We start from the raw sequence: 17,683 nt of genomic DNA, 5'->3' as shown, positions 1-17,683 counted from the left end.
ATGATTCCTATAAATCAAAATTATATCGGAGGTATAACCATGCAAAATGCATCATCTGCTCTTAAAGTAGCTGCAGGTATTTTTCTTACTATTGCACTAATCACGATCGTCGTTATTCTGTTTATTTCAGCTCAGGAAGCTACAAAGACTGCACAGAACAATTTTGCCGACATTCAGACCGAGCTGTCACAGGCTGCTTTTACCGTGTATGACGGAACCACAATCAGCGGATCCCAAGTGACGAATGCACTTCGTAAATTTGCAGGTAAAGATCAGTTTGGGATCTATATCAGAACAGGCAAGAATCCAGAAGGTCAGTGGTACGGATACCCGTTGAATACCAGCTCCGCCACGAATAATGGATATGGGGAAGTCGTTAATCCGGAGGGCGGTACCAGTGGAGTGCTGAACGATACATTGAATGAGCGTCTGAACGAATATGTAAATCCTAGCGGTAGATTCAAAGCTACTGTGGTTAAGGACAACTCTAATGTCGTGAGAGGTTTACTATTTGTACAGTCCTAAGCAGCTAGGGAATTGCTTAATTATGGAAAGAGAGAAGGGGTTGTGATCTGGGAGAACACACTAGATCCATGCTGCTTATCGCTGTAGCTGTTACGACCTGGGTTGGCGCATGTTTATTAGCTGTATCTCTAATATCTTCGATGGAAACTACAGCATCAGCAAGACATATCCATCAGTCAGGACAGGATGGTCGTATACAGACCATCCTTGGAGAAGCAGTAAGGCCCACGGTCAGCGGTGCTTATGTGCGCAGTGTAGTACAGTTTCCACAGGAGGACATTGTCATATATGTTGACGGGAAGATCCCGGCTGACAACCTTGATCTTAATGCCGGAGATCAATACAGCGTGGAATATATAAGAGGAACAGTTGGTAAGCTCGAGCAAATTCATTATCGAAAGGCGGCAGATGCCTCGTGATCAACAGTGTGTCCAAAATACTTGCAGCTCTGCTTGCTGTCCTGCTCCTTTATGTGTACCCGGCAGTTGAAGCTGCTGGAAGACAGGATGATCTATCCCGGCTGACGACATATAACACAGTGACTAAATTTGTAGATGCGGTGCGGACGAAAGGGTATATTACACCGACAATGTACGAGCAGTTTCAAGAAGAATTGGCACTTACCGGAAACACGTTTGACGTTAAGCTTGAGCATATGCACAAAAACTATGTTCCTGAATATACAGACCCGATGAATCAAGCGACGTTTACTGGAAAGTTCGAAGCAGTGCTAGATGGTTATTACGATGAACAGATCATGGAGGTTTTGTTTCCGGATAATGAAATGTCCAGAGATGAGCAAGCCCGAGTATACAAGCTTACAGCAGGAGATTTTTTTCGTGTAACTTGTATGAATACCAACAGAACACCAGCTGATCTATTCAAGGAATGGTTGCTGCTCGGTCAGGGAAATGGAAGCTCGATTCATGTGAACTACGGAGGGATGGTCATTAATGAGGATTACTGATTATGCCATCCTCTTCGTCCTCATCTTCTTTCCTGCATTCTGGTTCTATAGTATGGACCTAAAGGATGAAGCCGAGGCTGTATGGCTGGAGCAGCAATATACGCAGGCTGTTCAGACAGCGGTTCAGGACGCAAGCAGTGTGATGAATTTGAATGAAGATCCTCTGCTCGAAACAAGCTATGCCTCATCCAAATTTACAAGAGTAGACAAGGAGCTTCTGCTAGACACTTTTATGCATACGATCTCCCTCAATTTTGGATTGGATGAAGATCGATCAGCACAAAATGTTTTCATGACATATTTGCCTGCACTTCTGGTCATTGATTATGACGGCTATTACATCTATCAGAGTGCTCCCTATACGAATGAGGAAGGCTGGAATGCAGAAGAGCATCTATGGACTGAGAAAAAAATGTACATCTATGCGGATGATCTGGGGAATACGGTTCGATTTACATTAGATGATTATGTATATGCATATGAGCACAGCACGGGTCAATGGGTGGAAGGGTATCTGGATGAAATACGATCTCTCACCCGTATCCCACTCCTACAAGATGCTGATGCCTTTGATCAAGTAAGAAGACAAACAATTGTCAGTGAGATTCAGGATGATCTCGCGTACGCCATTCATAATCATAATGAAAAAGCTCTGCGTAATGGCTATGCTTATCAATTTACTCTTCCAGTTATTCCACAGGAGGAATGGTACAACACCATTGATGATGTGGGAGTGATGGCGTTCATCCAAGGAATTCCGGTTGGATCCGGATATTACAATAATTATGCATTTTCGGGAGGCAGGCTCGTGAAGACGACTCCAATTGTAGGTGGAATTGATGCAGAGACAGGGATTAAATACTATTATCCAAGCACCTGTAATCTTGAATTTGTACCGATGGAGCGATTTACAACGTCTAAGGAAGCGGCAGCTGCGGGTTATTTTGAACATGGATGCATGAATAATGCACGTCGGTAGACAAGTAGAAAAATGGATTTTTTTATAAAATATGTATAGTGATTTTCCGATAAAATACTAGAACTATAGCTAATTAATTCGTAGACAGCCGGAGCAAGATAACAACTATACATAACAGGAGTGATAGGAAAATGAAAAAACAGATGAGCTTAGTATTAGCGGGAGCCCTTCTATCCGCTAATATACTAGGAAGCTCACTGCCAGTCAGTGCAGCTAACAGTAAGTTTAGAGATGTTCCTTCTACTCATTGGGCCAATCAATCCATTTATAGTGCAGTCGAGAAAGGATATTTCAAAGGCTATTCTGATGGAACTTTTCGTCCTAAAGCCAATATAACTCGTGCTGAGTTCGCAGCCCTGATTGCTAGAGTGGCTGACTATGAAACGGTTCAGAGTACTGATGACTTTTCAGATATGAAAGGACACTGGGCAGAATCTGCGGTAAATGCAGCAGCAGGTATGGGTTTCATCAAGGCGACTGACTATCCTAACGGATTTCAACCTGGAAAGGCATTGACCAGAGAAGAGATGGCCAAATGGCTGAGCTCTGGACTTGCAGCAAATGATGCCGAGTACAAGCAGGCTTGGTCAGATACCAAGACTACAGTTCTTCCAGTTAAAGAGTACTTCCAAGGTAAGATCAGTCAGACGAAGGCTCCATCTATTGCGATTGTGATGGGGACAGCCCTAATGAAAGGTTACACAGATGGATCCTTTGGACTTACCCAGACGACAACCAGGGCGGAGGTCTCTGCCATTGTCCTTCGATTGGAGAACGTGCTTAGCAAATCAGCAAATTCATTCGCCGATTTAACAGAGCTGCGCGCCGTAGGTACGGAGAAATCGAATTTGGAGTTAGTAACTCCGTTTACCTTCGGTAACGAAACGTTCGCTGATGCATCGGGTAAAACATTTACTTTTAAAAATGGAGCAGGAAGCTTAGTTTTTCATAGGGCAATAGCAGTAAATACACAAGATTGGAACAATAAACAGAGTATTTATTCAGATGTTTTTGTATCTGAGAGAAACAAATTATTTCTCACACAACAAAAAGGAATTTATCCGGTGTATATGCAGATAACAATTTATCCTAAGTCAAGCAACTTCAGCTCAAGTCATTACAGTAATTCGGGAGCGAAATTGCTACGAGGAGAAACTATATATAGTGAATTACCAGAAAAATATGGTTACGAAACATTACCTAATAATGAAACAGCTAAGTACTTCTCCAATCATAGGCATGGGGTCACTTTATGGGTTGTGCGCTACATAACTAAGGATACTTTAATTGATGTAACTATGGAAAATGGTACCTACCTTAGAGTAATTAATAAATAAAAATATTTAACAATGGGGATGTAAGATGAAAAAATATTTGCTGTCAATTGCATTCTTCTTCATTGTTCTGATTACGTTTTTGAGTCAAAACCAAGCATTGGGTTTGTGGGAAAATGGGTACCCTCCTATTGATGAAAAAGAGGCTACTTTAACTCCTGACAATGGCAGTATCCCATCTTTCAGAAAACAAACCTTGAAAGTTAAAGTAATTGGTTTTAGTGAGCCTAACCCAGCAACAACTTGGACTCAAGGTGATGATGAAAAATGGTCTGCAGTTAGAAATGAAGGTGCAGATAGAGTGGAGACTTCTACAGTTGGATCTGGGGATAAGGCATGGCCTAAAGCTGAGAATTTTGTTACTGACAAAATCAATACTAAGAATTATGCACCAAATTCATTAATCGATATTCAAGGCAACCCATACAAAGTTGAACATGTTAAAGAACTGGCATTAGAAAATATTGAATACGTCAATTCAACTAATTATGGTTATGAAGGTAAACCACAATGGGAACGAGGTAGTTTGTTTGCTGTAATTAAAACTAAAACGGGTAAAATTTCACTGGATTCTGATTTATACACTCATGCTGAACGTCGAGTCTATGGGCAAAGACCTGATAAAGATAACAAATATCAAGTTAAATATGAAACACCTCTTCGTATCGAATACACCGGCTTCATCAAAGAAATTAAAGAACTAAAAGTCGAAGAAGACATGTCTATGTCCGTCGATGAGAAGAAGCCACTGTACGCAAAAGTTAAAACGACCCAGTATGATGGATCGGAATCAAGCTGGGTGGATGTTTCTTATCGGGACAGTGTGAAATGGAGCTCCGACAACAAAGGGGTAGCCACTGTAGATGCTGCGGGCAGAGTGACTGCTGTCAGTGAAGGAAGTGCTCGAATTACCGCGATCTGGGATAGTGAAGAAGGTCCATATCATCTATATGATTATGCCACGGTAACGGTGGGTGGTGATCCGGATGAAGAGCCTGAGCAACCAGGAGGAGAGGCTGCGTGTACACCTAAGATTAATCCTCCTTCTCAAAGCTCAAGCCCTACAACGACTTTTATGGATCCTGGGGCTCAAGGTCATATTCTAGCGGATGATGCCGCGAATGGACTTCATTTCGATGCGACAATCGGAATTCCTACTTCAGAGCACTTATATACCAATGCATGGGCGTATCATTATCTGTATCAGCATACATTTGGTCAGCAGAAAGGTACGATTACTTACGATTGTAACGCCGAGATTACCTATGTGCTGAAATGGGAGGAGGCACAGGATCCTGTACCTGATGAGGATGGGAATATGGTTGAAGTACCTCCAGAACCGAAGTCCGTATCTGAAACGGTCAATTATCAATTTTCATTCGAAAGGGATTACTCTTATTGGACTGTGAACAACCTTGAGGTTTACGGTATTGAGCAAGCGACGATGTCAAATTATGCACTGCCTGGAAAGACGGTAACGTTAAGGCCTAATGGATATACAGCACCTTCTGTGCAGCTCGACAAGTCTGAGAATGTAGAGGAACATGTTATTCCAAAAAACAGCGGCGCAATTAGCTTTACTCCGGATGAAGTCGATGGAGGAGACAGTAAGCCTTCACCGCCTGATGATACTTCGATATTGCTCGGAATGGCTGAAGCTCAGACAGGACCACCCGAAGTGAAGAATGATTCTCTCGATTTTACTTGGAAAGGGACAACCACCACTGTAATGGATGGGGGAACTGTAATCCAGAATGGACCTAGCCCGACAAAAATACCTCAAGCACCCAAGATCAGGTCCTACAAGGATAGCGGAGAAACCATATTGTATGAGAATCAACTTCTTATTAGCCAGAGCTTGCTGAATGAAGCGGATAATCCATCTTCTGGAACTATTAATTATACACTTATTCAGCCTGCGGTGGGGGGTGGAGCAACTCGTAGCTATCCAATAAACCCCATTAATGAAGTTACCGTACATACGTCTGTGGTGAACTTCTCACTCGTCTCCGACGATCAGGCTCATAACCAGAAGACGATTCCGAACATGAAACGTTCAGCCTTAATTTTGGAGCGTCCGTTTAAAGTAAGAATTCCGACGGAAGGACAGCATACAAGCTATCCTGGATACGGAAACCGAGATTATGCGAAGTATTATCGGATTAAGCAGGTGAAGTTCCCTTTTGATGTGTTTAGCCATGACCAATCTCAGTTTTATCCGCAAGACACATGGATTAATGTTCCGGTAGCCCAGCTCGATACGACCTTTTATCTTCCTGTATGGGTGGACGAAGGTGAATATCAGGTAGAATTCAGGAATATCGCGGAAAATGCCCCTTCAAATTATAATGCTCAAAATGAGCAGGATGCCAACCTGGATCTTATACATCATATCGCAAGTGATGAGGTATCTGTTGAGGTTATTGGCCGGCTGTACGATTTTCGGATAACGGATATTGCAGACTACAGCTGGGAAAATGTATTCCGAACGACGGAGGGCAGCAGTGCTCCAACCGGCGTATCTTATTGGGTAGGAACCTTGGGTATTGACGGTGATCCGAGAGGAATCGATGAGAGGTTTACGACGCCGATCCGCCCCGGAAGCCATCCTGCGGAAGGGTACAAGAATGTAGCGATGAAGACCGGCTATCATTTCAAATTTGATTTCAAGACCAAAGGAAATATGTTTGGCACCGAGGATGGAATTCGGATCACACCGACCTTTTATTTCGTCACGAAGGATGGACGGACCCGAGTTCTCGTAGATCTCTATTACCATACGAAGGAACAGAACTTTGTCCGGATCGGATCAGAAGAAGATCAGGTTCAGCGATATGTCATCCTAAATGAACGACTGCGGAATGTACCAGAAGGGCAGCTTCAGGATACGGCAAGGTACAAATATCATCACGATGAAAGCCTTCATACAGGCATGATTACCGAGAGTGCATACCAGAGCTATTATCAAACGGTGTTTACCAAAATGAAGACGCCTGTAGGTGGATGGGATCTTCTGATGATTCCAGAGCAGCTGCGAACCTTTATTGGACCGAAGACAAATATACCGGTAACGGCAAGCAGTGATACTCTTCGTGCGAACGCCTCAATCCAGCAGTGGTACGGTGAGTATAGTCTTCCAGCCGAGCCTTACGTGGTGAGGCAAGGAACGAATATCTCAGAATATGCTAGGACGAATAGAGGAATTGACGAGAAGTCACCTATCTTCCTGAAGAACGGTTATATAATCGTAAACTTCAATCTGGAATCCATTCAGGAAGGAAAGGTTAATGCTCCGCATCTGCAGTATATCCATGCTCCTTTAATGAATCAGTGGAAGATGGAAGGGTATCAAAACAGAGTTTTTGATGCATACGGACACGCCTTTAGCTTATTGGATGGAGATGTTGTGTTCTATCATGCCGATCAATCGAGCCGGGATGATTTCAGTCCACAGGTACCACATTAATCATTACTGGAGAAGACCCGGCTTCGGGTCTTTTTTCATTCACATCATGAATTGCCCGCTTTCCGGCTCCCCCCATTAGCCTAATTCCTTACATTGGAGACGTCCAAATGGAGTGATGATGCTATTTTTGCATTGACTCCCAAAATCTTAGTATCAGTGAGCCTTCAAATTATGCTAATATATCATATTAGATGGATTGGGCTTATGCTATTTCAGTAAGCAAATGTGATTGCATTAAGTTCTGATCTTCAATGAATATTCGATTAAATATCAGAGACTAAAGGCGAATGCCATACAAGATAGGAGTAACTGCATTATATGAGTTTATTGACTGTAGAAAATGTCAGCCACAATTTTGGAGATCGCACATTATTTAAAAATGTTTCCTTCCGCTTATTAGCAGGAGAGCATGTGGGAATGGTCGGTGCGAACGGCGTAGGTAAATCTACGCTGATGAATATTTTGACAGGACAGCTGCTGAAGGACAGCGGCAAAGTGGAGTGGACACCGAAAGTCCGTTATGGATATCTGGATCAGCATACCAAGCTGACACCGGGCAAAACCATTCGTGACGTATTGAAGGACGCCTTCCTGCCTTTACTTGAACTGGAAAAAGAAATGATGGTCATTACCGAGAAAATGGCCGATGCCTCTCCAGAGGAATTAGAGCAGCTGCTTGAAGAAATGGGCGAGATTCAGGAGCAGCTGGATATGGGTGACTTTTATTTGATTGATGTCAAAGTAGAAGAGATGGCAAATGGGCTTGGTCTGAATGCGATAGGACTAGATCGGGACGTATCAGCTCTAAGCGGTGGACAGCGGACGAAGGTACTGCTAGCCAAGCTGCTTCTTGAGAAGCCCAACGTTCTTCTCCTGGATGAGCCTACGAACTATTTGGATGTTGAGCATATTGAATGGCTGACTCGTTATTTGAAGGATTATCCTTATGCCTTCATGCTGATATCACATGATACAGAGTTTATGAATCAGGTCGTGAACGTCATCTATCATCTTGAATTTGCGAAGCTGACCCGTTACTCGGCGAACTATAACAAGTTCCTTGAGATGGCCGATATTAACAAGAATCAGCATATTGATGCTTACGAGAAGCAGCAGGAATATATTAAGAAGCAGGAAGATTTTATCCAGCGCAACAAGGCTCGCTATTCAACCTCAGGACGGGCGAAGAGCCGTGAGAAACAGTTGGATCGTATTGAACGTATTGATCGTCCTGAAGAAGCGGCCAAGCCGGTGTTTGGTTTTAAGGATGCCCGCGCAAGCGGCAAGACCGTATTTGAAGGCATTGATTTTGAGATTGGTTATGACTATGCACTGCTTCCCAAAATGACCATGACGATTGAGCGTGGAGATAAGATTGCCATTGTCGGATGTAACGGCGTCGGTAAATCTACGCTTCTCAAGACAATTCTCGGAAAAATTCCTGCGCTGAGCGGGAAGACCTATCTGGGGGATTTCCTATTCCCGGCTTATTTCGAACAAGAAGTACGTCCCGGCAAAATTACACCAATTGATGATGTATGGAATGAATTCTCTCATTTGAATCAGCATGAAGTACGCGCGCATCTTGCGCGCTGTGGTCTTAAGAATGAACATATTACAAGACCGCTGAACATGCTGAGCGGGGGAGAACAGGCGAAGGTGCGTCTATGTAAGCTCATGATGCGTGAGACGAATTGGATTCTATTTGATGAGCCGACCAATCACTTGGATGTGGTAGCCAAGGAAGAGCTGAAGCGTGCACTCAAAGAATTTAAAGGCACTGTATTGCTCGTTTCCCACGAACCGGATTTTTACGAGGATTGGGTAACGAAGACTTGGAATGTAGAAGAATGGTCTACTAAAGTTTAATCATGATCAAGTTAAGACTTTCCAAATCCTTGCTTATGTGCTAACATATTCAACGTAATTCTACAACTATATAGTCTTTTCACTAGGGGGGCCGCACGTGCGCGGCTGAGATGGAATGAATCGATTCCGGACTCTTTGTACCTGATCTGGGTTATACCAGCGTAGGGAAGTGGGGAACTGATATGATGCTTGAGCGCAGGCTTTGTGATTCATCAATAGAGATACGCTCTGTAGATTTCATGTATCAGTCATTGTTGCATTTTATCAATGTAAACTTAACCACTTCCATTAGGAAGTGGTTTTTTTGTTGCTGCGATGGCTTGCGGAACATACGAGGTAATCACCCGCAGGCTTGTTTTCTCAATAAGGAGGTGATCTATCATATTGAAGCCCGAATCGAAGCCCAAACTTGAACTGCATGTGATCTCTCCCTCCTCATCTCCAGCTGCCTGGATTCCCATATTCTCGACAATATGGCCCTATACGACGGCTGTACATATCCGGGATAAACGTAGCACCGAGAAGGAACTCGAACAGTTCATAGATACCCTGATCCTTCATCAGATTCCAATGAGTAAGATAGGGTTCAATCGTCAAGTGGATCTGGTATTTAAGTATGACCCAGCCATTCTCCAAATCGGGATGAAGGAGCTTCATCAGATCGAGTCCCTCAAGAGCTCTATGACAAGCCGCGGGATTACAAAGACACGTATTGGCGTATCGGTTCATTCCCTTCAGGAGGCAAAGCAGGCCGAGCACCTGGGAGCTGATTATTTAATGTACGGTCATATTTATCCTTCCTCTAGTAAGCCGGGTGCTGCTCCGAGAGGAGTCGCCTCATTACAGCAGATTTGCACGGAGGTGCATATTCCGGTCATTGCGATAGGAGGAATAAAGCCGACAGATATAGATGAACTCGTAAATGCAGGAGCATCAGGTGTTGCCGTGATATCCGGGGTGATGAATGCAGCAGATCCGCTGGGTGCAGTGCAAGAATATCATCATGCGCTATGTCGTTATGGACCGATCAAGTAAAGGAGGAGGATGGACATGCAAGATTACGATCAAACCGTGGGTACCGTTCGCAGGTCAGAGTTTATCGTGGTAGGCGGAGGGGTTATCGGCTCAGCCATTGCTTATTTTTTGGCAAGGGATGGTAAGGATGTTCTGTTGTTGGAGGGAAAGGGGATGGCATCGGGAGCTTCAGGAGCTGCTGCAGGTATGCTGGCACCGCATTTAGAATTCTTCTCAACTCCTGCGCTAAAAAATTTGGCTGAACGCAGTCTTAAGCTAATTAAGCCATTAATCAATGATTTATCCAATATAACTCCTATCGATGTCGGGCTGAATAGTACAGGTTTTGTCTCGCCGTTTATGAATGATTCCATGGAATCAATAAAAACAGGCTATCAAGAGTATTGGAATCCACTCAAGCTTAGAACTGAGATTCCCGCGATCTGTGACCAAGCGGAAGGCGCTTATTATTATCCTGATCAGCTTCAGCTGTTACCCAACCAATTCAATAGAGCTCTAATTGATGGGGCTAAGGCCAAAGGTGCACGTTATCTGGAACAACAGCCGGTGGTATCAATTGATGTCCAGAATGGAGCCGTTCATGGTGTCGAAACATCAACAGGAAGCTACACTTGTGACAACGTCATTATCGCATCAGGACTTGGACTGGGTATCCGAGGGGGGCTGTCCAGCCTGGGAATAGACCTTCCTACAGTAGCTGTCAAAGGTGAAATGATAGCCGTTTCCTTACCTGAGATCAGATTGGATTATACCCTTTATACACATGATGTTTATCTTGTTCCAAAGCCAGGGGGAGAGATATGGATTGGGGCAACGAGCCTTCCTTTTCATAACGATAAGACGGTATCTGTAAAAGGAATACTTCAACTGCTCCATGAGGGAAGTAAATGGATTCCGCAGCTTGAACATGCTGCTTATGCTCGTTGCTGGGCAGGACTCAGACCACAAACGATCGATGGATTGCCTTATATCGGACAGTATAAAGGGATTACAGGATTATACATTGCGGCAGGACATTATCGTAATGGAATTCTTCTAAGTGCAGTAACAGGAGAAATGATCAGCAGACTTGTCGCTGGTGAGAGTGAAGAAGAGCTCGGAATAACCGAATTCTCACCTATGCGAATCTTGGAGAAGGGCAGGTTGGTTCATTGAAGATAGTCATTAACGGACAATATAGGCCGGTTGACGATTCTGTTATCTCAGTCAGCGATTTAATAGATTCCCTTGAATTAGGTGTCAAAACGGTGGTGGTCGAGTGGAACGATCAAATATTAACGAAAGATCTGCATTCCACAACGAAGCTTGCAGACGGAGACAAGATCGAGATCGTTCATTTTGTGGGAGGCGGTTAATGATGTTGAATATTGGAAATTATAGCTTTGGTTCTCGGCTGTTATTAGGTACGGGTAAATTCGATGACCTGTATGTTCAGCGCAATGCGGTAGAGATCTCCGAGACGGAAGTGCTTACTTTTGCAGTACGCAGACTGAATCTGGAGAAGAAGGATGAGCCTCATTTTCTGGATCAGCTCGACTTATCCAAGTACACATTACTGCCCAATACGGCTGGAGCAAGAACAGCGGAGGAGGCTGTAAAAATAGCTAGACTAGCAAAAGCCTCTGGACTATGTGATATGATTAAGGTAGAAGTGATCGGGGATCAGACTACACTTCTTCCAGACCCGCTGGAAACATATACAGCCTGCGAAATACTGCTTGCAGAAGGATTTGTTGTACTGCCATACATTTCGGACGATGTGATGCTTGTAAAGAGGTTGCAGCTGCTGGGTGTGCATGCGATCATGCCGGGAGCGTCTCCCATCGGCTCAGGTCAAGGAATCAACAATCCGAGGGCGCTGGAGCTGATTATTGAACAAGCCGCGGTTCCTGTAATCGTCGATGCAGGTATTCGTTCTCCTCGGGATGCAGCCTATGCAATGGAGCTAGGGGCGGATGCCGTTCTGCTGAATTCAGCAGTGTCAGGAGCAGGGGACCCTGTGAAAATGGCAGAAGCGATGAAATATGCTGTATGGGCAGGAAGGAAGGCTTACGAGTCTGGAATGATCCCGGTCAAACGCTACGCATCGGCAAGCAGTCCGATGGAAGGGATGATTCATACGTGAATAGACAGGATTTGAGCACAAATGCATTAGCCATATCTGATCGTTACTCGAGACAGGAGCTGTTCGCGCCATTCGGCAAGGTAGGCCAGCAGAAGCTGAAAAATAGTCATGTGGTCGTTATTGGAGCAGGGGCACTTGGAACGGGAATTGCGGAAACGCTGGTTCGTTCAGGCGTAGGTCGTATAACGATCGCTGACCGTGACTATGTGGAGTGGAGTAATCTCCAGAGACAGCAGCTGTTCAGTGAAGCAGATGCGATGTCCCGTCTTCCCAAAGCGATTGCTGCCGAGAATCGGCTTCGCCAAATTAATTCTGAAGTGAGTATTAATGCTTATGTTATGGATGTAGGCGCAGAGGAATTAGAAGAATTGATCACAGACTCAGATTTGATTATGGATGCCACCGATAACTTCGATACCCGGCTGATCATTAATGATATTGCCCAAAAGCACAATACGCCATGGATATATGGAGGATGTGTTGGCAGCTACGGTATCACATATACCATTTTACCTGGGGAAACCCCTTGCTTGAATTGCCTGCTGGGTGAGGTCCCGCTTGGTGGAGACACATGCGACACGGCAGGAATTCTTCCACAAGCGGTCCAGATGGTCACTGCGAATCAGACAGCAGAGGCATTCAAGCTCCTTACCGGAAATTATGAAGCGCTGAGGAGAAAGCTGCTCTCTTTTGACATGTGGCGCAATGAATATACCACGATTGGTGTCGATCTGGCGAAGAATCCGAACTGCCTCTCCTGCGGGCATGAGAGAACATATCCTTATCTAAGTGCAGCAAATACCGATCGAACCGATGTGTTGTGTGGGAGGGATACGGTACAGATCAGGCCTGCACGCAGAAGAGAGCTTAACCTGCAAGAAACGGCCGATCGTTTGCGCGCGCTCCATCAAGGTAAGGTTGAGGTGAATCCTTTTCTCGTCTCTTTTCATCTCAAAGCAGCAGTCCGACTGGTCATATTCAAGGATGGAAGAGCGCTGGTTCATGGAACGAAGGATGTAGCGGAAGCGCGAACGATTTATCATCGATATTTTGGCTGACCCAATATAGCTGTATAAGAACAAAAAATCCATTCCGAATCGAATGGATTTTTGTTGTTGTGTTTAGTCCTTGCTCTGTATGACGAGCAGAATGCCTTCCTTAATGGTAATCGTACCTGCTGAGCTTACAATTTGATTGCTGATCCCGAGCGAATCTCCTATGGACAGAACTGCGTCCGACAGAGGGTACATAAAGCCATCCAGATCGATTCCGCGAACCTCAGTCGTTAGAGGGATAAGTGATATATAGTCATATTCATTCTTATGTAAAGTAATACGAGAATCCGTTGCAGTAATCAGGTTGTTACGGTTTATAATGCTGCAGCGTATACCGTGCTTCAGGGTTTTGGATAAGATCTGTATATTCGCCAGCGTGTGATCGAGTCTCGAGCCTGTTGCGCCAAAAATAACAATTTCGGCTGGATGAAATGAGTAGGCATATTTTAGAGCAAGCTCTGTGTCAGACAGGTCCTTGTCAATGGGATCACACCTGACGACTTGGTGACTGTATTCTTCAATGCGCTTATATTGCTCCTCCGATACCGAATCAAAATCTCCAACTGCAATCGTAGGCTTGAGCTGCTGATGGACTAAATACCAAGCGCCGTAATCGGCACCGATTAAAATGTCGTCTGCATTCAGCTTCTCGATATATTCCTCATGAAGATCTCCTCCTGTAAAGATGGCAACTCTTGTGTTCGGCATCTGGCCACTTCCTTACTTCTTGATGTTCTTTTTCATTTGAGTATAGTCCACAAATAAAGGTTGCACAAATGGATCGCCCTTGACTACAATGGAACAAGTGTTGAATATGACTTAATGAGTGAGGTATAGATCGTAAGTGGAAATGAATGTGTTTGAGATCTTTAGTATTATAGGTACGATTGCTTTTGCCATGTCCGGTGCGTTCGTTGCTATGGAAGAAGACTATGATATATTAGGTGTCGTCGTTCTCGGAATGGTTACGGCATTCGGCGGCGGAGTTATACGAAATATATTGATTGGTGTTCCCGTTACTACATTGTGGAGTCAAGGCACGTTTATTATGCTGGCATTGTTCTCGATAGCAATCGCATTTATTCTGCCAAACTCATGGATCGGGCATTGGAAGAAGACAGAAATGTTCTTTGACGCGATAGGCTTATCGGCTTTTGCCATTCAAGGCGGACTCTATGCTGCCGAGATGAATCATCCGATCAGTGCCGTGATTGTAGCTGCGGTATTAACAGGGATTGGCGGCGGAATTATTAGAGATTTGCTGGCTGGACGCAAGCCACTGGTGCTCAGAGATGAAATATATGCAGTGTGGGCCATTCTGGCAGGGCTGATGATCGGACTTCATATTGCAGATGATACAGTAAGCTTACTGATTTTGTTTGGTGCGGTTGTCTTCTTCCGCATGCTGTCTGTTCACTATCGATGGAGACTACCGAAGCGTACGCTGCAGACGGTTGAGAATGAAGCTCCGGTTACACCAAGCAAGCAGCAGACTTTGAATAAATAATATATTTGTTGATATAGCGTGTAAGAAGGGAAGGGTGCAAGAGATGGTTCGAGTATTATTTGTTTGTTTAGGCAACATTTGCAGATCACCGATGGCGGAAGCTATTTTTCGTCATAAAGTGAATGAGAGGCATTTGGAGCAACACATTCTGGTGGATTCTGCAGGGACAGGGGATTGGCATATCGGAAAGCCTCCTCACGAAGGGACACAGAAGATTTTGAATCTGCATTCGGTTAGTTTTGAAGGAATGACGGCAAGACAGGTTACAGACAGCGACTTCGGTTCCTTTGATTATATTGTGTGCATGGATAACTCGAATGAGCGCAACGTCCGTAATTTACCCGGTGCAGAACAAGCCAACATATTAAAATTCATGGATCTGCTTCCTGATGAACCGCATAGAGAGGTGCCGGATCCATACTACACGGGTAATTTTGATGAGGTGCATAGACTGATCGATTTGGGCAGCGATGTGCTGCTGGATAGAATTACGAAAGAAAAGTTGAAATAATAATAGACCGGCTCAAGCAGAGCCGGTTTTTTTGTGTCATAAATTGGTGTATGATAGATGCTGGATGTAAACGTTAACAATGATCACGTAAAAAGGGGGGGAAGAAGAGTCACTTGAGCCGGATCTGTTATAGAACAGCTGTTGTGAACTACCTCATCCCCACACCTGTAGTGAATGTATTATTGTTTATCGAGGAAGTATTCAAGCGCGTCTGGAAGCTCATTTTGCCAGAAGCCCCACTGATGACGGCCGTCTTTTTCAGCGTACTTCACTTTAGCTCCACGCTCTTCTAACAAGTCACGAGTATCCTGATTCATCTCTACAAAGTTGAAGATGCCATGATCCGTCTCGAAGCTGTTCTCTTGCAGTCCCACAATCATCCACACGCTCAGCCATGACAGGTCGGAGGACTGTGCGTACAGTTCTTGGGATTCGGGGTAATAAGCACCGGACAAGCTGATAACCTTGCTGAACATATCTGAATACATAAGCGCAATGTGAAGGGAGACACTGCCGCCGAGAGAGTCCCCGGCAAGAATTCTTTCCTCTTTTGTACGACGGACCGGATATTTTTGTTCGATATAGGGAATGATTTCTTTCGCAAAGGCAGAAGTGTAAGCCTCAAATTGTTCTCCAAAAGGCGCATACTCCTGAGTGCGGGTTTTTACGTCGACTTCAACGCCAACAATGATAAAAGGCTCTACACCTTCATCTAAAATTAAACGATTGGCGGTAGTAGCTATGCGGCCGAAGTTGAAGAACTCCTCACCGTCCTGACAGTAGACGACAGGATAGCTTAATACTTCATTGTAGCCCGGCGGAAGGTAGATCCGGAGATTTCTTGTTGCGTTTAAGAACCGGCTTTCAATCTCATCCTTCAGGATGGTTCGTTTCAAATAGCGAGAATCCGTCATAAATCGTCACCTTTCTTCGTCTATGTTTTGCATTCGTTTTAACAATAAGATAAGATTAACCCTAGTTGCTCGGCTAGTACAAGCAACAGGTTTTTTCCACAACTGTTATACTAATTCATAACAACTGTTATACATACAAACAAAAGAAAAACTTAAAAAAATCAACGTTTATCTTTGACGTATGTGACAAAACAGGTGTATAATAATTCTATAACAGCGGAACTTGATATTCAAATTTTTTGTTGAGGTGAAGAAAAAAATGAGCAAGGTTCCTTATGAAGTTTATACAGAGGATGTAGAGGCTCTCTCCGTATTGTCTCCTGACGGTGAAATCGTTAACAAAGACAAAATGCCTGAGCTGTCCGATGATCAATTGAAAGAAATTATGTACCGTATGGTATTTACTCGTACTTGGGACGATCGCGCAGTTAATCTGGGCCGCCAAGGACGTCTTGGATTCTACGCTCCAGTATCCGGTCAAGAAGCTTCCATGATCGGCAGTGAGTTTGCCATTGAGAAAGAAGATTACGTAGTACCTGGTTACCGTGATATTCCACAGCTTGTATGGCATGGTCTTCCGCTGTATCAAGCCTTCTTGTATTCCCGTGGACATCAACATGGTGGTCAAATTCCTGACGGCGTAAACGTAATGATGCCGCAAATCATCATCGGTGCTCAAATCTTGCACGCGATGGGTATTGCTATGGGCTTTAAATTGAAGAACCAAAAGAACGTTGCGATCACTTACACAGGTGACGGCGGTTCTTCCGAAGGTGACTTCTACGAAGGTCTGAACTATGCAGGTCGTTTCAAACTGCCGGTTATTTTCTTCGTACAAAACAATGGCTATGCCATTACAACACCTTTCTCCAAACAAACTGCAGCTCTGTCTATTGCTCATAAAGCAGTAGCAGCTGGTATCAAAGGCATCAAAGTTGACGGAATGGACGTATTCGCAGTAATCACCGCTGTTAGAGAAGCTGCTGAACGTGCTCGCAATGGAGAAGGCGCTACTTTGATTGAAGCAGTAACTTACCGCTACCGTCCGCATTCCCTGTCTGACGATGCTTCTAAATATCGTACTAAAGACGAGGAAGGCGAGTGGAACGAGAAAGATCCAATCAATCGTCTTGCTAAATATCTGGAGAAAAAAGGTCTCTGGACTGAAGAAGATACAGCTCGCGTGAAAGATGAAGCGAAAGCGAAAGTGAACGACGAGATCAAACGCGCTGAGAAAACAGAAAAAATGACAATCCCTGGCTTGATTGACAGCATGTTCGAGCATACTCCAAAACATTTGGAAGAGCAAAAAGCTGATTTTCAATAAATCTTTGGTGTAAGTAACTGTTCCACTGAATGGAACTCATATAGGCACGAACTGTTAAATGTTTAAGGA

Annotated in this window: 17 protein-coding genes and 1 riboswitch; of the genes, 15 read left to right on the top strand and 2 right to left on the bottom strand. The window is 44.3% G+C overall.

The genetic code is table 11. The annotated features are described in order from the left end of the window. The first annotated feature begins 39 nt into the window (after positions 1-39). The 12 genes from PUW25_RS16165 (at position 40) to PUW25_RS16110 (ending at position 13,358) form a co-directional block, all read left to right on the top strand. Positions 40-525, top strand: coding sequence for a hypothetical protein (locus tag PUW25_RS16165; protein ID WP_047910632.1), 486 nt, complete (start codon positions 40-42; stop codon positions 523-525). Positions 526-593: 68 nt separating this feature from the next. Beyond that, positions 594-944, top strand: coding sequence for a hypothetical protein (locus PUW25_RS16160; RefSeq protein WP_047910631.1), 351 nt, complete (start codon positions 594-596; stop codon positions 942-944). Then, positions 941-1,492 carry a hypothetical protein gene (locus PUW25_RS16155; protein WP_047910630.1) on the top strand — a complete coding sequence of 184 codons (552 nt, stop codon included), beginning with the start codon at positions 941-943 and terminating at the stop codon, positions 1,490-1,492. The genes PUW25_RS16160 and PUW25_RS16155 overlap by 4 nt, the downstream gene beginning before the upstream one ends. Next, complete coding sequence (locus tag PUW25_RS16150) at positions 1,479-2,471, top strand: F0F1-type ATP synthase (protein WP_047910629.1); 993 nt, start codon at positions 1,479-1,481, stop codon at positions 2,469-2,471. The genes PUW25_RS16155 and PUW25_RS16150 overlap by 14 nt, the downstream gene beginning before the upstream one ends. A 131-nt stretch (positions 2,472-2,602) precedes the next feature. Further along, positions 2,603-3,808, top strand: coding sequence for an S-layer homology domain-containing protein (locus tag PUW25_RS16145; RefSeq protein ID WP_047910628.1), 1,206 nt, complete (start codon positions 2,603-2,605; stop codon positions 3,806-3,808). 25 nt (positions 3,809-3,833) lie between these two features. Beyond that, positions 3,834-7,271, top strand: coding sequence for a DUF5704 domain-containing protein (locus PUW25_RS16140; RefSeq protein WP_047910627.1), 3,438 nt, complete (start codon positions 3,834-3,836; stop codon positions 7,269-7,271). Positions 7,272-7,589: 318 nt separating this feature from the next. Then, positions 7,590-9,140, top strand: a complete 1,551-nt coding sequence (locus PUW25_RS16135) for an ABC-F family ATP-binding cassette domain-containing protein (RefSeq protein ID WP_047910626.1) — start codon at positions 7,590-7,592, stop codon at positions 9,138-9,140. Positions 9,141-9,214: 74 nt separating this feature from the next. Further along, a riboswitch (TPP riboswitch) is annotated at positions 9,215-9,325 on the top strand. 199 nt (positions 9,326-9,524) lie between these two features. Then, positions 9,525-10,175, top strand: coding sequence for a thiamine phosphate synthase (locus tag PUW25_RS16130; protein WP_047910625.1), 651 nt, complete (start codon positions 9,525-9,527; stop codon positions 10,173-10,175). Positions 10,176-10,190: 15 nt separating this feature from the next. Further along, positions 10,191-11,330, top strand: a complete 1,140-nt coding sequence (gene thiO / locus PUW25_RS16125) for a glycine oxidase ThiO (RefSeq protein WP_047910624.1) — start codon at positions 10,191-10,193, stop codon at positions 11,328-11,330. Next, on the top strand, positions 11,327-11,530 hold the full coding sequence (gene thiS, locus PUW25_RS16120) for a sulfur carrier protein ThiS (RefSeq protein ID WP_047910623.1): 204 nt from the start codon (positions 11,327-11,329) through the stop codon (positions 11,528-11,530). The genes thiO and thiS overlap by 4 nt, the downstream gene beginning before the upstream one ends. Positions 11,531-11,532: 2 nt before the next feature. Further along, the gene (locus PUW25_RS16115) at positions 11,533-12,300 is read left to right on the top strand and encodes a thiazole synthase (protein WP_047910622.1); all 768 of its coding nucleotides are present in this window, start codon (positions 11,533-11,535) and stop codon (positions 12,298-12,300) included. Further along, positions 12,297-13,358, top strand: a complete 1,062-nt coding sequence (locus PUW25_RS16110; RefSeq protein WP_047910621.1) for a thiazole biosynthesis adenylyltransferase ThiF — start codon at positions 12,297-12,299, stop codon at positions 13,356-13,358. The genes PUW25_RS16115 and PUW25_RS16110 overlap by 4 nt, the downstream gene beginning before the upstream one ends. A 63-nt stretch (positions 13,359-13,421) precedes the next feature. On the opposite strand, the gene PUW25_RS16105 is transcribed toward PUW25_RS16110, so the two are convergent. After that, positions 13,422-14,063 (bottom strand): thiamine diphosphokinase, encoded by a 642-nt coding sequence (locus PUW25_RS16105; protein WP_047910620.1) that lies wholly within the window; start codon positions 14,061-14,063, stop codon positions 13,422-13,424. Between the two features lie 142 nt (positions 14,064-14,205). On the opposite strand from PUW25_RS16105, the gene PUW25_RS16100 reads away from it, so the two are divergent. Then, a complete protein-coding gene (locus PUW25_RS16100; protein WP_047910750.1) occupies positions 14,206-14,862 on the top strand; it encodes a trimeric intracellular cation channel family protein in 657 nt (218 codons plus the stop codon). Positions 14,863-14,905: 43 nt separating this feature from the next. Next, on the top strand, positions 14,906-15,373 hold the full coding sequence (locus PUW25_RS16095) for a low molecular weight protein-tyrosine-phosphatase (RefSeq protein ID WP_047910619.1): 468 nt from the start codon (positions 14,906-14,908) through the stop codon (positions 15,371-15,373). Between the two features lie 179 nt (positions 15,374-15,552). On the opposite strand, the gene PUW25_RS16090 is transcribed toward PUW25_RS16095, so the two are convergent. Then, a complete protein-coding gene (locus tag PUW25_RS16090) occupies positions 15,553-16,287 on the bottom strand; it encodes an alpha/beta hydrolase (protein WP_047910618.1) in 735 nt (244 codons plus the stop codon). Between the two features lie 259 nt (positions 16,288-16,546). Here PUW25_RS16090 and pdhA point away from each other — a divergent pair, with 259 nt between their 5' ends. Next, on the top strand, positions 16,547-17,614 hold the full coding sequence (pdhA, locus tag PUW25_RS16085; RefSeq protein ID WP_047910617.1) for a pyruvate dehydrogenase (acetyl-transferring) E1 component subunit alpha: 1,068 nt from the start codon (positions 16,547-16,549) through the stop codon (positions 17,612-17,614). Positions 17,615-17,683 lie beyond the last annotated feature (69 nt).

It is taken from the genome of Paenibacillus urinalis (assembly GCF_028747985.1).
Taxonomy (GTDB): Bacteria; Bacillota; Bacilli; order Paenibacillales; family Paenibacillaceae; genus Paenibacillus; species Paenibacillus urinalis.
This window is presented reverse-complemented; position numbering and strand designations above follow the sequence as displayed.